Genomic DNA, 15,012 nt, shown 5'->3' on the forward strand with positions numbered 1-15,012 from the left:
GAAAAGTGTCATTTAAGTATCATTTAAGTATCATGCCTTTTCAACGCAAAGGCGGAGATTTTTATCGGTTCAAAAGCATTGATTTATCATTGAAGTATCATGCCTTTTCAACCGAAAGGAGTCTGTTATGACGCTAATTGTTTCACTCCTTTACTTAAGTATTCATTCCATAAATCATTTGGGCACTGTTCAGGCAATGTTTGTGCCCATTAGGGGCAAGCAGCGTGCCCCACTTGGGCAAGCACAGTGCCCCACATGGGCAAGCACCTTGCCCCATTTGAGCAAGCGTACTTCTCATTTTTTTTGAATAGATAAAGAAAATTAAACCCCAAACGATATAATTACCGTCTGGGGTTTAATCATTAGATTTTATTTATGAGAAATCCGTTTCTTAGTATGTAGCGAGAACCTGCTTTGCTGTCGGGTTCTCCGGGTCGATCTGGATCAGCTTCTCGAAGAATGGCTTGGCAGCAGCGCTGTCGTTCTTGATCTTGTAGAAGTAGATGCCGAGGTATGTGTAAGCCTCAGTTATGCGAGCCTTGTCAGAATCGTCCTTCACACCCTTCTCCTCAATCAGCTTGGCGAGCTTGTCGTAGTAAGGTCTTGCCAGACCCTTTGTCTGATTAGCGTCGATAAGACCGAGAGTACGTGCTGCCATGAAGTTGCAGAAGTCAGCATTGCTTGGATATTTCTCGCTCATCTGGTTGTAGATCTCAACAGCCTTCTTCACAGATGCCTCCTGGGCAGCTCCAGTCTGGCTGGCAGCCTGGTTGCGGTAGATGTTGGCAAGACCGTTGTAGTCGTTGATGCCTACATTTGGGTTAAGAGTGAGATACTGCTCATAGAGTTCCAAAGACTTTGCGAAGTCACCCTTTGCCTTGTAAGCGTCAGAGAGGTCCTTGATGACTGCTGCCTTCTGAGCGTTTTCTTTGCATTCAGCAAGCTGCTTGTTGTAGTATTCGATGGCTGTGTCATACTGCTTCAGAGCGCTGTATGTCAGTCCGGCGTATTTGTAGTCGTTTGCTGTGAGGTCTACAGAGTCGCTCTTGTTGAACAGGGCGTCAACATACTTTGCAGCCTCGTCATACTGCTTCAGCTCGAAAGAGTTGTAGAGAGCCAGACGGTTGTAGCCGGAGTTGCGTGGGTTCTTTGAAAGACCGTAAACGGCGAGTTCCTTTGAAACATCATTCTTCTGGTTTGCGAATGCAGCTAGTGCATACTCTGTAAGGTAGCTTGGCTCGTGGTCGTAGAGCTTGGCAGGTGTCACCTTGCTATAGTAGTCGAGCACCTTCTGCATATACTTGCCGTTCTTCTTTGCAGCCTCATAGTAGATGTGGGCTGCTTCAGCGTCAACAGGGAAGTTCGCATCGAGTGTGCGAACCTTCTCCAGCTGCTCTACAGCCATGTCTGGAGACACACCACGCATAACGCGGGCATATTTCACGTAAGCGCTGATGTTGTTTGGCTCAGCATAGTAAGCGTTCTGATACATGGCAGCAGCAGCGCCTGGGTCATCGTTGAAGTAAGCCAAGTCGCCGAGGAGCACGAAACCGTCGCCCACCTTGCCGGTCTTTGCCTTGTTTGTCAACTCAACAGCCATCTCGCCGTATTTGCGGGTGTTGGCTGTGTCCTTTACGTCGAGATAAGCACGACCGATGGCTGCAAGAGCCTTGGCGTCTTTCTTGTTCTCTTTCACCGCTGCCTTCACGATAGATGCCACAGCAGCCTTGTCCTTGTTGGTCTTGATGGCGTTAACAGCGTCCTTGACGCTTGTCTGTGCCATAGCAGAGCCGCTGAATACTGTCATCAGCGCTCCCATGAATAGATATTTTATTGCTTTCATAATTCTCTTGTTTTTAAGATAGTGATTGATGATCGTTCTTTTCTATTAGTCTCTTTTTTTTGCGTATGCAAAGATACTTATTTTTATTTATCTAACACTTATCCGCTTGATAAATTGCATTGTAAGAGAAAATATTCTTGTTCTTTTAATCATCATTAACTTGAACGCTGCGCCATTCCAGGTCTCCGCGATAGGGGAGGAGAGCAGATTTCAGGATAATCTTCTGCCCCTGTGGCGACTGCATGAAGTTTGCCACGCCAACGGGCAGTCCATGGAACGGGTCGGCAAGCAGTGCGTAAATCGTTCTTGCGAACGGATATCTGCCATCGAGCAGGTATAGCTGGTATGGTTTCCAACTGTTCATCTCCGTAGCCTTCTCCATCTGGCATACCGACATAACCGTGATGTTCTTCTTGAATGTCACGTTTGTAGTGTCTCGCTTGTCGTTGAGCCAGTTGCTGCCGATGATGCCGATGGCGTTAGGAGTCTTCTCAACATATTTGATGACCTCAGCACTTGTGTTCACGGCCGAGATGTTAGGACTGTTGATAGGTTTGCCGCCAAGGATAGAATCTACTGCCCATCTCACGGCTGCCGACTGCTTGTTGTCGAACACCACGTCGATGGTTCCGAATTTCGAACCCTTGTTTATCTGGTTCCACTTTGTTGCCTGTCCGGAGAGGATTCTCTTGATGTCCTTCACCGTTATGCAGGAGTCAACATTGTTCTTGTTTATGATGAACGCCAGTCCGTCGTAGCCAAGCGGGAAATAACGTGGCTGTATCTTCATGCTCTTGAAATATTCGAGCTGTTTCTTAGACAGGTTCCTTGCCGTTATGATGAGATGCACGTCCTGTTTCATCAGTGCGTTGAAGGCATCAATCTCATTTGTGTATTTCGCTGTGACATGAGCGTCAGGATACATGGCATGGAATACGGCAAGCTCTTCCTCCACGATAGGGCTGAAGCTCTCATCGCACATCAATGTCATTTTGCCTGACGAGTAGGTGTCAGTTCTTGCATTCTTGGACTTTTGCCCTGAACATGCGCAGAAAACCAATAATGCAACCATCATTGTAAGAAATGTGTAAGTCGTTCGCTTCATGATAATTCTTGTTTTGTGACAGCCCCGTTGTTCTTGGAGCCACTTGTTTTATAAATTATTCTGTTAGGATATTTCTCTGTATGTCAGAGAAAAAAAAGAAGAGCAGAAGCCACCTTCTATAAGGCAATTCCTCTACTCTTCTTGTTAGATATCTCGTCTATGTGAGATTACTGAAGGCGGAATGTTACAGGTACGGTAAATCTTGAACGTACCGCCTGGCCATTCTGCTTACCAGGAATCCACTTAGGCATGCTGCTGATTACGCGCTGTGCCTCCTTGTCGAGTGATGGGTCAACACCACGAACGACCCTAACCTGTGATACAGAACCGTCTCTCTCTACGACGAACTGTACAACTACACGACCCGAAATACCATTCTCAGCAGCAACTACTGGATACTTGATATGATCAGCGAGCCATCCGTTTACAGATCCGCCAGGGAATTGAGGCTGCTGCTCTACCACCTCGAAGATCTTGTTCTGCTCCTCCTCATGCTTTGGAGGTTCTGGAGCTGCAATCTCCTCAACGGCCTTGAGCACTGTACCACCTGCCTCGTCGTTACCCTTAACGTCGAAAGCACCGATAGCAGTCTTGGTTTCCTTCAACTCATCCTGAGTCTTCATTTCCTCCTCAGGTTTAACCTCAGAGTCCTTCTTGATGACAGGAGGTGTAAAGGCGATAGAAGACTTAACCTTCTCTACCTTCTGCACCTGCTCCACCTTAGGAGTCTCGGTCTTCTTCTCAACCTTGGCCTCCTTCTTTGCCTCAAGGAGAGATGCCTCCATTTCAGCCTCGAACTTAGCCTTCTGAGCTTCCTGATATGAGTTATAAGCTGCAAGTCCTAAATATGCAACCGCTGCGACGGCAGCAACGAATATCATTGAAACGATATTACGCTTGCTTGTACCTCTACGCAGTTGGTAAGCACCATAGACCTTATTACGACCTTGGAAGACTATGTCAGCCCATTCATTTGATATAAGATCAATTTTTGCCATTTTCTTTAAAATGTTTAATTTTAGAAAACTATCAACATCGTTTACTTAACGCCGGCTGCCTTCAGAAGGCGCATGTCGTCGTCGTTTACTTTGTCGATAACGTACTTACCTATTGCACAAATCTGCATTTCATCGAGAGCATCTACAAGGTTCTTATAGGATGCAGTATCCAAAGCCTTGATGATGATTGTCAGTGCAGGAACCTTACCTGTTTCCAGTTCACCCTTCTTGATCTTGTCAAGTTTGGCGTTGTAAACAGAGTCGCTCATGCTCTTGTCTTTTGCACGCTCTGAATCGAGAAGTTTCTTTGCTGCCATGATGTTCTTGACAGGTGTGTAACCCCCCTCAGTCCTGTGGTTGATCAAGACGCTGCGGATACCGTCAGCACCCCATGTTGTCTTCTTCAGACATGCAGGGTTGTCATACTGTGGAATACCGTCTACGTGATAGATCTGGTCGTTGCCTGCAAGGTACAGAGTCAGAGTCTGTGACGCCTTGGTAGCAGAACGGTCCTGCTCGTTCACGTTCTTATCATTACTTGGCATGGTGAGCTGCATTGACTGAGGCTTGCTCAGAGAAGTACAGAGCATGAAGAAGGTGATAAGAAGCATCATCATATCCACCATAGGGGTGAAGTCGACGCGGGTCTCGGCTTTTTTCTGTCTTGAACCTTTTTTCTTTGCCATATTATTCAGCCTCCTCCTTCTTTAATGTAGTGATAAGATAATAACGGTTCTCACTCATGTCCTGAAGCTCAGACATCATCTTCTTTACAACCTTGTATGGAGTTGCGGCGTCAGCCTTGATAGCAACCTTCATCTTGTCGCCAAAAGAAGAGTTGCGTGCGGCGTCTACCCAGCACTGGAATTCACTCATGCCTCCGTTGATGGAGTCAGTAGGAATACCCATTTCCTTCTGAAGATTGTTGACGTCTCCTGCTTCATGCTTGAGAACATCAGACATTTTATTCATAGGCATACCGAAGGAAGCGAGTCCAACGAAGTTCTTCTCCTGCATAGCAGAGAGAGAGAGTCCTGAGAACTTGCTCTTGAATCCTTCGAGCATCTCCTGCATATATCCTGGCTTGTCAAGTCCGATAAAGATCTTACCATCCTTGTCAACGATAATCTGCAGAACTTCTGTTTCTGGAACCTTGATCTCTGACACTGAGCCCGGCGCATTTACCTTCACTGCCTCATTCTTCACGAACGTTGACGTCAACATGAAGAAGGTAAGCAGAAGGACCATAACGTCAGACATAGGGGTCATATCTATCCAGACGTCGGCTTTCTTAATCTTTATCTTACCCATAATGAATAAAGTTTTAAAGGGTTAGTAATAAAGATTAAGCCTCTTCTGTATGGTTAGCTTCGTATGTCTTTGCGATAGTGTAACCAACCTCGTCAAGAGCGTAAGTGAGCTTATCGATCTTGTTTGAGTAGTAGTTATAAGCAACAACGGCGCACCATGAAGTCAAAATACCAGAAGCAGTGTTGACGAGGGCCTCAGAAATACCGGTAGAGAGCTCGAGAGAGTCACCACCACCACCGGCTGCAAGAGCGGCGAACGACTTGATCATACCCACAACGGTACCGAACAGAGCGGTAAGAGTACCAAGTGTTACGAGAGTTGCCAGGATCGGCATGTTCATCTGAAGAGTAGGCATCTCAAGCTGAACAGCCTCCTCGTGAGCCTGCTGGATCTTAGAAACCTTCTGCTCCTTCTTCAAACCTGGAGTATTCTCCATCTCTGAGTAAGCCTTCAAAGAAGCTGTAACAACGTTACCTACAACACCCTGCTGCTTGTCGCAAAGCTGCTGAGCCTTAGCCATATCGCCGGCTGAAACTGCTGCCTTAACGTTAGCAACGAACTTAACGAGGCTGCTCTTGCCGTTTGCAGTGCGGAGAGCCAGACCACGCTCTACTGAAAGTGCGATCACAGTGAAGAGAAGTGTGATGATGACAGGAACGACGATACCTCCCTTGTAGATAGTACCGAGCAAGTTGCCTGGAAGTGGAGCGTTTGCGTTGTCGCCACCCTGGAAGTTACCTGGGTTACCGAGAACGAACTCGTAGAAGCATACACCTGCGATGAAGCAGAGTACGATGATCCAAAACGCTGCGCGAACGCCCTGAAAGCCCTGCTTCTTAGCCTTGGCTGGGGCTTTTGTCTGTGAATTTGCCATAATTTTGTTGAATTTGATTTTTAAGTTATTAATAAATTTAAGTTATATTCTCGATTAGCGCCTTTTGAAGGCTGATTTAAAGTTTGTCTCGAAGGTCAACATAGTGATTTATGCACTTCTTATCCGTGCAAAGATAGTAATTTAATATTGACTTTGATAAAAAGTTAAATCATTTTAACTACCTTGATGCGATTTTTTTCCTTTCAGAGTGCTTTTCTATATGCTTCGAGTGTTTTTATCCGCAATATTTTCCATCAGCGCATCATAAAGACACGCTGTTCGTCTGTCATGCCAGCAGCGCCAATGTGTCCTTGATGCGTTTCATCGCCTCGCGGATATTGTCGTCGCTTGTGGCATAGCTCATGCGGAAGCAGTATGGGTCGCCGAATGCGTCGCCGCCCACTGTTGCCACGTGGCCCACTTCGAGCAGGAACATGGCGAGATCCGTTGAGTTTTCTATCTTCTTCCCGTTGTAGCTCTTGCCGAAGAAGCTGCTGCATTTAGGGAACAGGTAGAAGGCGCCTTCCGGTTTGTTCACTTCCAGTCCCGGTATGTCCTTGGCGAGTTCCACGATAAGGTCGCGGCGTCTTTCAAACGCTTTCCTCATTGTCTCCACGCATTCCTGCGATGTGGTATAGGCAGCCTCTGCCGCTTTCTGGCTCACTGAGCAAGGGCCGCTCGTATACTGTCCCTGCAGCTTGTTGCATCCTTTCACTATCCATTCCGGAGCTGCTATGAATCCTATTCTCCATCCTGTCATGGCGTATGCCTTAGACACTCCGTTCACGATTATCGTTCGCTCTCTCATTCCCTCTATGTGGGCGATGCTGCTGTGCTTGCCCACGTAGTTGATGTGTTCGTAGATCTCGTCGGCGAGCACATACAGTCCTTCATGTCTTTTTATCACCTCAGCAAGCCCTCTGAGTTCTTCTTCAGAGTACACGCTGCCTGTAGGGTTGCTTGGCGAGCACAGGATGAGCATCCTTGTCTTTGGCGTTATGGCAGCTTCGAACTGCTCCGGTGTCATCTTGAAGTTCTGTTCGAATCCGGCTTCAACGATAACCGGTTCTCCTCCGGCAAGTTTCACCATCTGCGGATAGCTCACCCAGTATGGAGCAGGGATTATCACCTCTTCTCCATCATTTACGAGTGCCATCACCGTGTTGCACACACTCTGCTTGGCACCGTTAGACACGAGAATCTCGTTTGTTGAGTATTCCAGTCCGTTTTCCTTCTTCAGCTTTTCGACGATAGCCTTTCTCAGTTCGATATATCCCGGCACTGGCGAGTATCTCGAGTAGTTCTCGTCGATAGCTTTCTTGGCCGCCTCCTTGATATGGTCAGGTGTGTTGAAGTCCGGTTCTCCCACGCTCATGTTGATAACGTCGATACCTTGCGCTTTCATTTCTCCGCTTTTCTGCGACATCGCTAATGTAGCCGAAGGAGCGAGCCTGTTCAGGCGGTCTGATAATTTTGTCATATAAGATGTGTTATGTGTTTATATTTGTTGCAAAAGTATATTATTTTCTTCTCTTTAACGAATAATTCTCACTTTTATTTTGTAATATGTGTTAAGTAATAGCAACAAGGGCTGTTTCATAGAACAATATGTCTAAGAAACAGCCCTTTGCCGTGTATGTAATGTCTTGTTATTTCATTCTCCGGTCTATATATATATATTATAGGTGAAGGTTGTGTCCCATGCGCAGCTTTTTGGTCTGGAGATATTTGTAGTCGTATTCGTTAGGTGCGATTTCGATTGGTATGTTTTCCACGATTTCCAGTCCGTAAGCCTCAAGTCCCACTCTCTTTGTAGGGTTGTTGGTGAGGAGTCTCATCTTGCTCACTCCGAGCTGTCTGAGAATCTGTGCTCCGCATCCGTAGTCTCTCTCGTCCGGCTTGAATCCCAGGTGTATGTTTGCCTCTACTGTGTCGAGACCTTTCTCCTGCAGTTTGTATGCGGCAATCTTGTTCATCAGTCCGATGCCTCTACCTTCCTGCTGCATGTATACCACTACGCCCTTTCCTTCTTTTTCTATCATCTCCATCGACTTGTGGAGCTGTTCTCCGCAGTCGCATCTCTTGCTTCCGAAGATGTCGCCGGTAGAGCATGAGGAGTGAACTCTGACGAGGATCGGTTCGTTTGGCTCCCAGCTTCCCTTGATGAGTGCCATGTGTTCCATTCCGTTGCTTGTCTGGCGGAACGGCACGAGTCTGAAGTGTCCGTATGCCGTCGGCATGTCCACTTCTTCTCCTTTTTCCACGAGCACCTCATTCTTGAGTCTGTATGCTATCATGTCTTTGATGGAAATCGTCTTCAGACCGTATTCCTTGCCGAACTCCAGCAGCTGTGGCAGTCTTGCCATCGTGCCGTCTTCGTTCATAATCTCCATCAGTGCACCGGCAGGGTAGAGTCCTGCCATGCGGCAGAGGTCGATGGCGGCTTCGGTGTGGCCGCTTCTTCTGAGCACTCCGTTGTCCTGTGCATAGAGCGGGTTCACGTGTCCTGGTCTGCCGAAGGTTGTCGGTTTGGAACTTGGGTCGGCGAGAGCCTTTATAGTCTCTGCTCTGTCGTGTGCGGATACTCCTGTGGAGCATCCTTCCAGCTTGTCCACCGTCACTGTGAACGGCGTGCCGAGCATAGAGGTGTTGTCAGACACCTGGTGTGGCAGGTCGAGTTCCTTGCATCTCGACATAGTGATGGGCACGCAGAGCACGCCTCTGGCATGCTTGAGCATGAAGTTCACTTTCTCGGCGTCGATCTTCTCGGCTGCGATGATGAGGTCGCCCTCGTTTTCGCGGTCCTCGTCATCCACTACGATAACGAATTTGCCTTCTTTGATGTCTTCGATGGCCTCTTCTACGGTATTGAGCTTTAAATTCTCCATTGTGATTGTTACCTTATTATATAATATATAAATTTCTTTGTATGTAAATTCTCCTGTTTGTCATCTTGCCGTCGGCTCCTCTTTCATTTCAGTGAGCCTGTCTGTCATCAATTTGTTGGTCTCGCTGATTTTCTTGAGGTCTCTCATCAGTCTCAGTCTGAATCTCCACATCCTGAAGAAGAAGAACAGACCTGCCGGCACGATTATGGCGGCGGTGATGTTCAGCCATTTCCTCTCGAACGGTCTTGTGTGTGATTTCACCATTATCACGGGATATTCGTTCAGACAGTTTATCACCTTTCTGTCTTTTGAGTTCGAAAGGTCGGCAATGGTGCTTTCGAGCAGTTCGCCGATGCGCTCCATCTCGTGGTCCGGCTGATATTTGAAGAACACGTTGATGAAGTTTGGCGGAGATTTCAGCTTGTGTGTCGTGGCATACTGCTTTATCTCCTTGGTTATCTGTTCGATGTTCTGCCGGTCTTTCTCATAGTCGGGAGTCTCTATTATCACCGTCTTTCTCGTTATGCTCCTCTTCGTTCTCAGTCCGAGCAGCTTTGCCGCCACCTTCTTGTATGCGTCGATGTTGAACACCACGGAGTCATTGTTAGCCTTATAGGTGAAGAATATGGCGAGCGGTGTCAGTACGGATGTCGCGATGCTCTTTCCGAACCATACCGCCCACATGCCGCCACGCGCCATTCTGTATCCGGTATTGTCGAAGATATAATATACGATGAATACGAGCACCGAGATGATTACCGGCACTCCGAGTCCGCCCTTTCTGATGATTGCTCCCAACGGGGCACCGATGAAGAAGAATATGATGCACGAAAGGGCGAGCGTGAATTTGTTTATCGCCTCTATCTTGTGCTGGCGCAGCAGCTTGTCGCCGTCGCCCGTCACCATTGCCTTGAACTGCAGTTCGTTCATGTTGTTCTGCACCGTCGACATGGCGTTGTTCACGGCCCTCAGCTTGTTGTCAGCCGTTAGCGATTCAAATTTCTTCTTCACGTTGAACTTTCCGCTCTCCACTTCTTTCTTTATCCTCATGGAGTCGCTTCTCGAAATCTTCTGGCTGCCCAGGAGCATGAATCGGGCGTCTTTGTAGAATGCACGTCCGATGCTGTCATATTCATGACTTATCGAGTCCATATCGTGGCTTATCTGGGATATGCTCTTTGCCTTGGCATTGTTGGAAAGCGAACTTGCGTCGGCAAGGTTGAATCCGTTGTCGAAGTCGAGTACGATTTTCTTGGAGATGAACGTCTCCCGTCTGTATGGCACGTTGGCGCTGCCCGTGACGTCAGACGACTTCATGTTTTCAAACCACTCTCCGCTATGCAGCGTCAGCACGAGGTGCTTCTTCTCTGCCGTAGACTGCAGCATGCCCGAGTCGGCGAGTATTATCGCTGCATCCTCGAAACTGTCTGTCATGCGGTAAATCATTATGCCATAGAGCATTCCGGAGTTAAGGTCCTTCTTCTGCACATACAGGTTGCAGTTCGGTATTCCGTCGTAGAACACGCCTTCCGGTATTTCCAGTTCCGGACTTTTCTGCTTCATCGACATCAGCAACTGAGCGAACTGCATGTTGGCGCTTGGTGCCACCACATCCTGGAAGTAGAACGACACTCCGGATATTATCAGTGTTATGGCTATCAGCGACCTGAAAGCCTGCATCAGCGATATTCCGGCAGCCTTGATGGCAGTAAGCTCACTGCTCTCGCCGAGGTTTCCGAAGGTTATCAGCGACGACAGCAGGATGGCCAGCGGCAAAGCCTGCGGCACGAGAATCAGACTCATATACCAGAAGAACTGCGCCATAACCTCCACCGACAATCCCTTGCCGATGAGTTCATCGACATATCTCCATAGAAACTGCATCATCAGCACGAACTGGCAGATGAAGAATGTTCCGATGAAGAGCATTCCGAATTGTCTGGATATGAAGATGTCTAATTTCTTTATTCTAAGCATTGTCTTGTGGTATCATAGGGCGTCATTGCCCAATAACGGTGCAAAAATACTACAAAAAATCGGAAGTCAGAAAATATTTCCTTCTATTTACCAAGTTTTGAGTATTTCAACATTTCCCGATGCGTTATTTGTGTTATAATCAGTGGATAAGTCATGTAGCAGCGGATATGTCATATATCAGCGGATTTCATTTCCGGTGTCAGCGGTTTTCATTGGCGTTTTGTTTTTTTTCGTTGTGCCAATAATTCCCAGACTGTCTGATGGCCGATTAGAGGGATATACAGTCAGATACGAAAAAACTCCCCTGAAATCCGTTGTTTGGTTTCAGGGGAGTAGCTTTCCAGGTCGGATCGTTCAAGTGCCGACGTTATTTCCTTTTTCTGTTGGCTCTTTGCTGGCGGTATTTCGCTTTCTGCATGGCTGAGCCACTACCGTGGGCACCAGTTATGTATGCCTTTTTCTTGGCTTTCGTCTTCACCTTGCCGTTGGATTCGTCGCTCTTTCTGGCCGGTCTGAATGTCATGCCGCCTTCGATGATCTGATCTATGTCCATAGTCGTGATATTAATGGTGGAAGAGTCTTACGCCGGTGAATGCCATCGTGATGCCATATTTGTCGCAGGTGTCGATGACATGGTCGTCACGTACCGAACCACCTGCCTGTGCGATATATTCCACACCGCTCTTGTGGGCGCGTTCGATGTTGTCGCCGAATGGGAAGAAGGCATCGCTGCCCAGTGCCACCTTGGTGTTCTTGGCAATCCACTCCTTTTTCTCCTCCATCGTCAGCACCTCCGGCTTCTCTGTGAAGAACTGCTGCCATGTGCCGTCGGCGAGCACGTCGTCGTGGTCCTCGCTGATATACACGTCGATTGTGTTGTCGCGGTCAGCGCGGCGGATACCCGGCACGAAAGGAAGGTTCATCACCTTCGGGTGCTGGCGCAGCCACCAGATGTCAGCCTTGTTGCCGGCCAGACGCGTGCAGTGGATGCGGCTCTGCTGTCCGGCGCCGATGCCGATAGCCTGTCCCTCCTTCACGTAGCAAACAGAGTTGCTCTGTGTGTATTTCAGTGTGATGAGACTTATGATGAGGTCGCGCTTGGCCTCCTCTGTGAATTCCTTGCTCTTGGTAGGGATATTCTCGAAGAGCTTCGGGTCGTCGAGCTTCACCTCGTTGCGTCCCTGCTCGAATGTGATTCCGAACACCTGCTTGTGTTCAATCGGTGCTGGTTTGTAAGTAGGGTCTATCTTAATCACATTGTATGTACCCTTGCGCTTGTCGTGGAGGATTTCCAGAGCCTCAGGCGTAAAGTCCGGGGCAATAACTCCGTCGCTCACTTCCCTCTTGAGCAGCGTTGCCGTAGCGGCGTCGCAAGTGTCGCTCAATGCCACGAAGTCGCCGTATGAACTCATGCGGTCGGCGCCGCGTGCCCTTGCGTATGCACAGGCGATGGGTGAGAGTTCCATCTTCAGGTCGTCAACGAAGTATATCTTCTTCAGTGTGTCGCTCAGTGGCAGTCCCACAGCGGCGCCTGCCGGTGATACATGCTTGAAGCTGGCTGCTGCAGGCAGTCCTGTAGCTTCTTTCAGCTCCTTCACGAGCTGCCAGCTGTTCAGGGCATCAAGGAAGTTGATGTAGCCCGGACGGCCGTTTAATACTTCGATTGGGAGTTCGCCCTCTTCCATGTAAATTCGTGAGGGCTTCTGATTCGGATTGCATCCGTACTTTAACTGTAACTCTTTCATTATAATGTCTCTTTACCTATTTTGCTGCAAAATTACTTCTTTTTTGTCAGATGTCAAAGCGTTGTGGCGAAAAGTGTATATGACGTGCGGAAGAAGGCATTGAAAGAAGCCGGTCTCCGCATAGACAGGAGACCGGCAATAATTTGTCTTTATAGAGAAAATGACCCGTTGGCGGAATAAGTTTAGCTCACACTTAATCCTAATAACCGATTTGGGTTAAAATGGGCACGGTGCTTGCCCAACTGGGGCACGGTGCTTGCCCATCATGGGTAACGTGCTTGCCCCTGTTGGGCAGATTTGCTGTCAGACGTCTGCCCAATAAGTGACTGTTGTAACACCCATATTTCCATATTACAGGATTCTGCCAACGCAAACGATTCCTGTCGTCTGAATTCCTCTCATTTGACAATTCCTTCCATCTGACAATTCCTTTCATCAGCAAACTATCCAGACAATTGCCTGACAATCGCAAGATAGTCAACTATCTGTTTGTCAGAACGTTACGGTGAAAAACCAGATGGTCTGACAGTTTTTTTGAAATTCTCTGTCATACAGTAAATCAGCGTTATTTCTTCCATAGCTTCGTCATGTCTTCGAGAGTCTTGCCTTTAGTTTCAGGAACCAGTTTCCAGACGAATAGTGCGGCAAGCACACAGATGACGCCATACATCACATAGGTGAACCAATGTCCGAAGTCGTCGCCTTCGGTGAGATGCATGTTGAATAGCGGTACGAAGGTGGAACTCACGATGAAATTGAATATCCACTGGAAGGCTACTGCAATGGCAACCGCTGCACCACGGATGGTGTTTGGGAAGAGCTCGGCGATGAGAACCCAGGCGATAGGGCCCCACGAGAACATGAAGCTCGCACTGTATACCATGATGCTCAGCATCGTCACCGTGCCAAGACTCGGGTTGCCGAAGGTGAGTGCCACGCCGAGCGCACCTATTGCCATGCCGATAGAACCCCAGATGAGCAGAGGCTTGCGTCCGAGTTTCTCTACCGTGAACACTGCAACGAGCGTGAACGATATGTTTACGATACCCATGATAACGGTCTGCACCATAGGGTCTTTCATTCCCATGTCTTCATAGATGCGGGGAGCGTAATAGAGCACGGCGTTGATACCCACTGCCTGTTGGAATACCGAGAGCATCACTCCCACGAAGATGCAGAGGAAACCATAGGTCATCAGAGGTTCCGTCCTCACGGTAATAGTCTCCTTTATATCTCTGATTATCTCCTTCGCCTTGTTCGAACCGTTGATGCGGGCGAGGATACCCTCAGCTTTCTTGTCCTGTCCTATCATCACGAGATAGCGAGGGGTTTCGGGCACGAAACATATCAGCAGAGTGAAGAGTGCTGCCGGCACGCATTCGCTGCCGAACATATACCTCCATCCCGTTTCCACCGTCCATTGGCAGTCTGCCCAGTTGGCAATCTTGCCTACAGCATCGTATATAGGGTTGGCGTGAGATCCGAGGATGATGAAGTTGACGAAATACACCACGAGCTGTCCGAAGATGATCGCAAACTGGTTCCAGCTGACGAGCATTCCGCGGATATTGCTCGGTGCCACCTCGCCGATATACATCGGACAGATGGCAGACGCCATTCCTACACCGAAGCCGCCAAGCACACGGTAGGCATTGAACACATATAGCAACTCCAGGCTTGCCCTGCCCTGTGGCATAATATACGATTCGGGTTCCATCGAACCCCATGCCGACAGGAAAAAGCAGATGCCGGCGAATATCAGCGAACGCTTGCGGCCGAAGCGGCTTGCGAAGAATCCTGATACGGCGCTGCCGAAGATGCAGCCGATGAGAGCACTCGAACTGGTGAAGCCGTGCATGAAGTCGGAGTACTCAAAGTCGGCAGCCCCTTTGAAGAACGCCTGTAGTCCCTTCTCTGCACCCGAAATCACAGCCGTGTCGTAGCCGAAGAGCAGTCCGCCCAACACCGCCACCATGACGATAGAGATTAGATATGACCTGCTGCCGTTTTCCTGCCAGGCCACATTCTGTTGTGTCTGTTTCATTTTGTTTTTTGTTTTACGTAGGTTAGTTCGTTATTATGAGGCAAAGGTAATGTTTATTGTTCGAAAAACATAATGTATTGAGCAGAATAATTATGAAAAACGTTTCCGTAGCATCGATAATCCACTTGTTTTGGCATTTTTTACACCATAAAACAAACTGTCATGTTCCTTTTTGCCGATGTTTTAAAAATAAGTCGATAATTTTGCGTAAATTTGCATCCACGGAA

12 protein-coding genes are annotated in these 15,012 nt (G+C 48.2%); all 12 read right to left on the reverse strand.

Going from position 1 to position 15,012, the window contains the following annotated elements; all coding sequences use genetic code 11:
• Nucleotides 1-391 precede the first annotated feature (391 nt).
• The 12 genes from CCC32_RS02750 to xylE all read right to left on the reverse strand — a co-directional run bounded on the left by CCC32_RS02750 (nt 392) and on the right by xylE (nt 14,785).
• On the reverse strand, nt 392-1,843 hold the full coding sequence (locus CCC32_RS02750; RefSeq protein ID WP_287072152.1) for a tetratricopeptide repeat protein: 1,452 nt from the start codon (nt 1,841-1,843) through the stop codon (nt 392-394).
• A 145-nt stretch (nt 1,844-1,988) separates the two neighbouring features.
• Nucleotides 1,989-2,948 carry a PstS family phosphate ABC transporter substrate-binding protein gene (locus CCC32_RS02755; protein ID WP_044065745.1) on the reverse strand — a complete coding sequence of 320 codons (960 nt, stop codon included), beginning with the start codon at nt 2,946-2,948 and terminating at the stop codon, nt 1,989-1,991.
• 167 nt (nt 2,949-3,115) lie between these two features.
• Nucleotides 3,116-3,946, reverse strand: coding sequence for an energy transducer TonB (locus CCC32_RS02760; protein WP_022316308.1), 831 nt, complete (start codon nt 3,944-3,946; stop codon nt 3,116-3,118).
• Between the two features lie 41 nt (nt 3,947-3,987).
• Nucleotides 3,988-4,632: an ExbD/TolR family protein gene (locus CCC32_RS02765; RefSeq protein ID WP_042520135.1), complete on the reverse strand. Its 645-nt coding sequence runs from the start codon at nt 4,630-4,632 to the stop codon at nt 3,988-3,990.
• 1 nt (nt 4,633) lies between these two features.
• Nucleotides 4,634-5,257, reverse strand: coding sequence for an ExbD/TolR family protein (locus tag CCC32_RS02770; RefSeq protein WP_022316310.1), 624 nt, complete (start codon nt 5,255-5,257; stop codon nt 4,634-4,636).
• Between the two features lie 34 nt (nt 5,258-5,291).
• A complete protein-coding gene (locus CCC32_RS02775) occupies nt 5,292-6,131 on the reverse strand; it encodes a MotA/TolQ/ExbB proton channel family protein (RefSeq protein WP_022316311.1) in 840 nt (279 codons plus the stop codon).
• A gap of 286 nt (nt 6,132-6,417) precedes the next feature.
• On the reverse strand, nt 6,418-7,611 hold the full coding sequence (locus CCC32_RS02780; protein ID WP_022316312.1) for a pyridoxal phosphate-dependent aminotransferase: 1,194 nt from the start codon (nt 7,609-7,611) through the stop codon (nt 6,418-6,420).
• Between the two features lie 199 nt (nt 7,612-7,810).
• The gene (locus CCC32_RS02785; protein ID WP_022316313.1) at nt 7,811-9,019 is read right to left on the reverse strand and encodes a bifunctional 3,4-dihydroxy-2-butanone-4-phosphate synthase/GTP cyclohydrolase II; all 1,209 of its coding nucleotides are present in this window, start codon (nt 9,017-9,019) and stop codon (nt 7,811-7,813) included.
• A 60-nt stretch (nt 9,020-9,079) separates the two neighbouring features.
• A complete protein-coding gene (locus CCC32_RS02790; RefSeq protein WP_042520133.1) occupies nt 9,080-10,996 on the reverse strand; it encodes an LptF/LptG family permease in 1,917 nt (638 codons plus the stop codon).
• A gap of 367 nt (nt 10,997-11,363) precedes the next feature.
• On the reverse strand, nt 11,364-11,549 hold the full coding sequence (locus CCC32_RS02795) for a hypothetical protein (RefSeq protein ID WP_287072159.1): 186 nt from the start codon (nt 11,547-11,549) through the stop codon (nt 11,364-11,366).
• A gap of 10 nt (nt 11,550-11,559) precedes the next feature.
• Nucleotides 11,560-12,741, reverse strand: a complete 1,182-nt coding sequence (locus tag CCC32_RS02800; protein WP_287072162.1) for a phosphoribosylaminoimidazolecarboxamide formyltransferase — start codon at nt 12,739-12,741, stop codon at nt 11,560-11,562.
• Nucleotides 12,742-13,306: 565 nt separating this feature from the next.
• A complete protein-coding gene (gene xylE, locus CCC32_RS02805) occupies nt 13,307-14,785 on the reverse strand; it encodes a D-xylose transporter XylE (protein ID WP_278841911.1) in 1,479 nt (492 codons plus the stop codon).
• Nucleotides 14,786-15,012 lie beyond the last annotated feature (227 nt).

The sequence above is a fragment of the Prevotella sp. LMAG:51 genome (assembly GCF_008680225.1).
Lineage (GTDB): Bacteria > Bacteroidota > Bacteroidia > Bacteroidales > Bacteroidaceae > Prevotella > Prevotella pectinovora.

Bases quoted from the DNA above. Each gene is read 5' to 3' on its own strand.
- CCC32_RS02750 (WP_287072152.1), bottom strand. From the start codon at position 1,843: ATGAAAGCAATAAAATATCTATTCATGGGAGCGCTGATGACAGTATTC.
- CCC32_RS02755 (WP_044065745.1), bottom strand. From the start codon at position 2,948: ATGAAGCGAACGACTTACACATTTCTTACAATGATGGTTGCATTATTG.
- CCC32_RS02760 (WP_022316308.1), bottom strand. From the start codon at position 3,946: ATGGCAAAAATTGATCTTATATCAAATGAATGGGCTGACATAGTCTTC.
- CCC32_RS02765 (WP_042520135.1), bottom strand. From the start codon at position 4,632: ATGGCAAAGAAAAAAGGTTCAAGACAGAAAAAAGCCGAGACCCGCGTC.
- CCC32_RS02770 (WP_022316310.1), bottom strand. From the start codon at position 5,257: ATGGGTAAGATAAAGATTAAGAAAGCCGACGTCTGGATAGATATGACC.
- CCC32_RS02775 (WP_022316311.1), bottom strand. From the start codon at position 6,131: ATGGCAAATTCACAGACAAAAGCCCCAGCCAAGGCTAAGAAGCAGGGC.
- CCC32_RS02780 (WP_022316312.1), bottom strand. From the start codon at position 7,611: ATGACAAAATTATCAGACCGCCTGAACAGGCTCGCTCCTTCGGCTACA.
- CCC32_RS02785 (WP_022316313.1), bottom strand. From the start codon at position 9,019: ATGGAGAATTTAAAGCTCAATACCGTAGAAGAGGCCATCGAAGACATC.
- CCC32_RS02790 (WP_042520133.1), bottom strand. From the start codon at position 10,996: ATGCTTAGAATAAAGAAATTAGACATCTTCATATCCAGACAATTCGGA.
- CCC32_RS02795 (WP_287072159.1), bottom strand. From the start codon at position 11,549: ATGGACATAGATCAGATCATCGAAGGCGGCATGACATTCAGACCGGCC.
- CCC32_RS02800 (WP_287072162.1), bottom strand. From the start codon at position 12,741: ATGAAAGAGTTACAGTTAAAGTACGGATGCAATCCGAATCAGAAGCCC.
- xylE (WP_278841911.1), bottom strand. From the start codon at position 14,785: ATGAAACAGACACAACAGAATGTGGCCTGGCAGGAAAACGGCAGCAGG.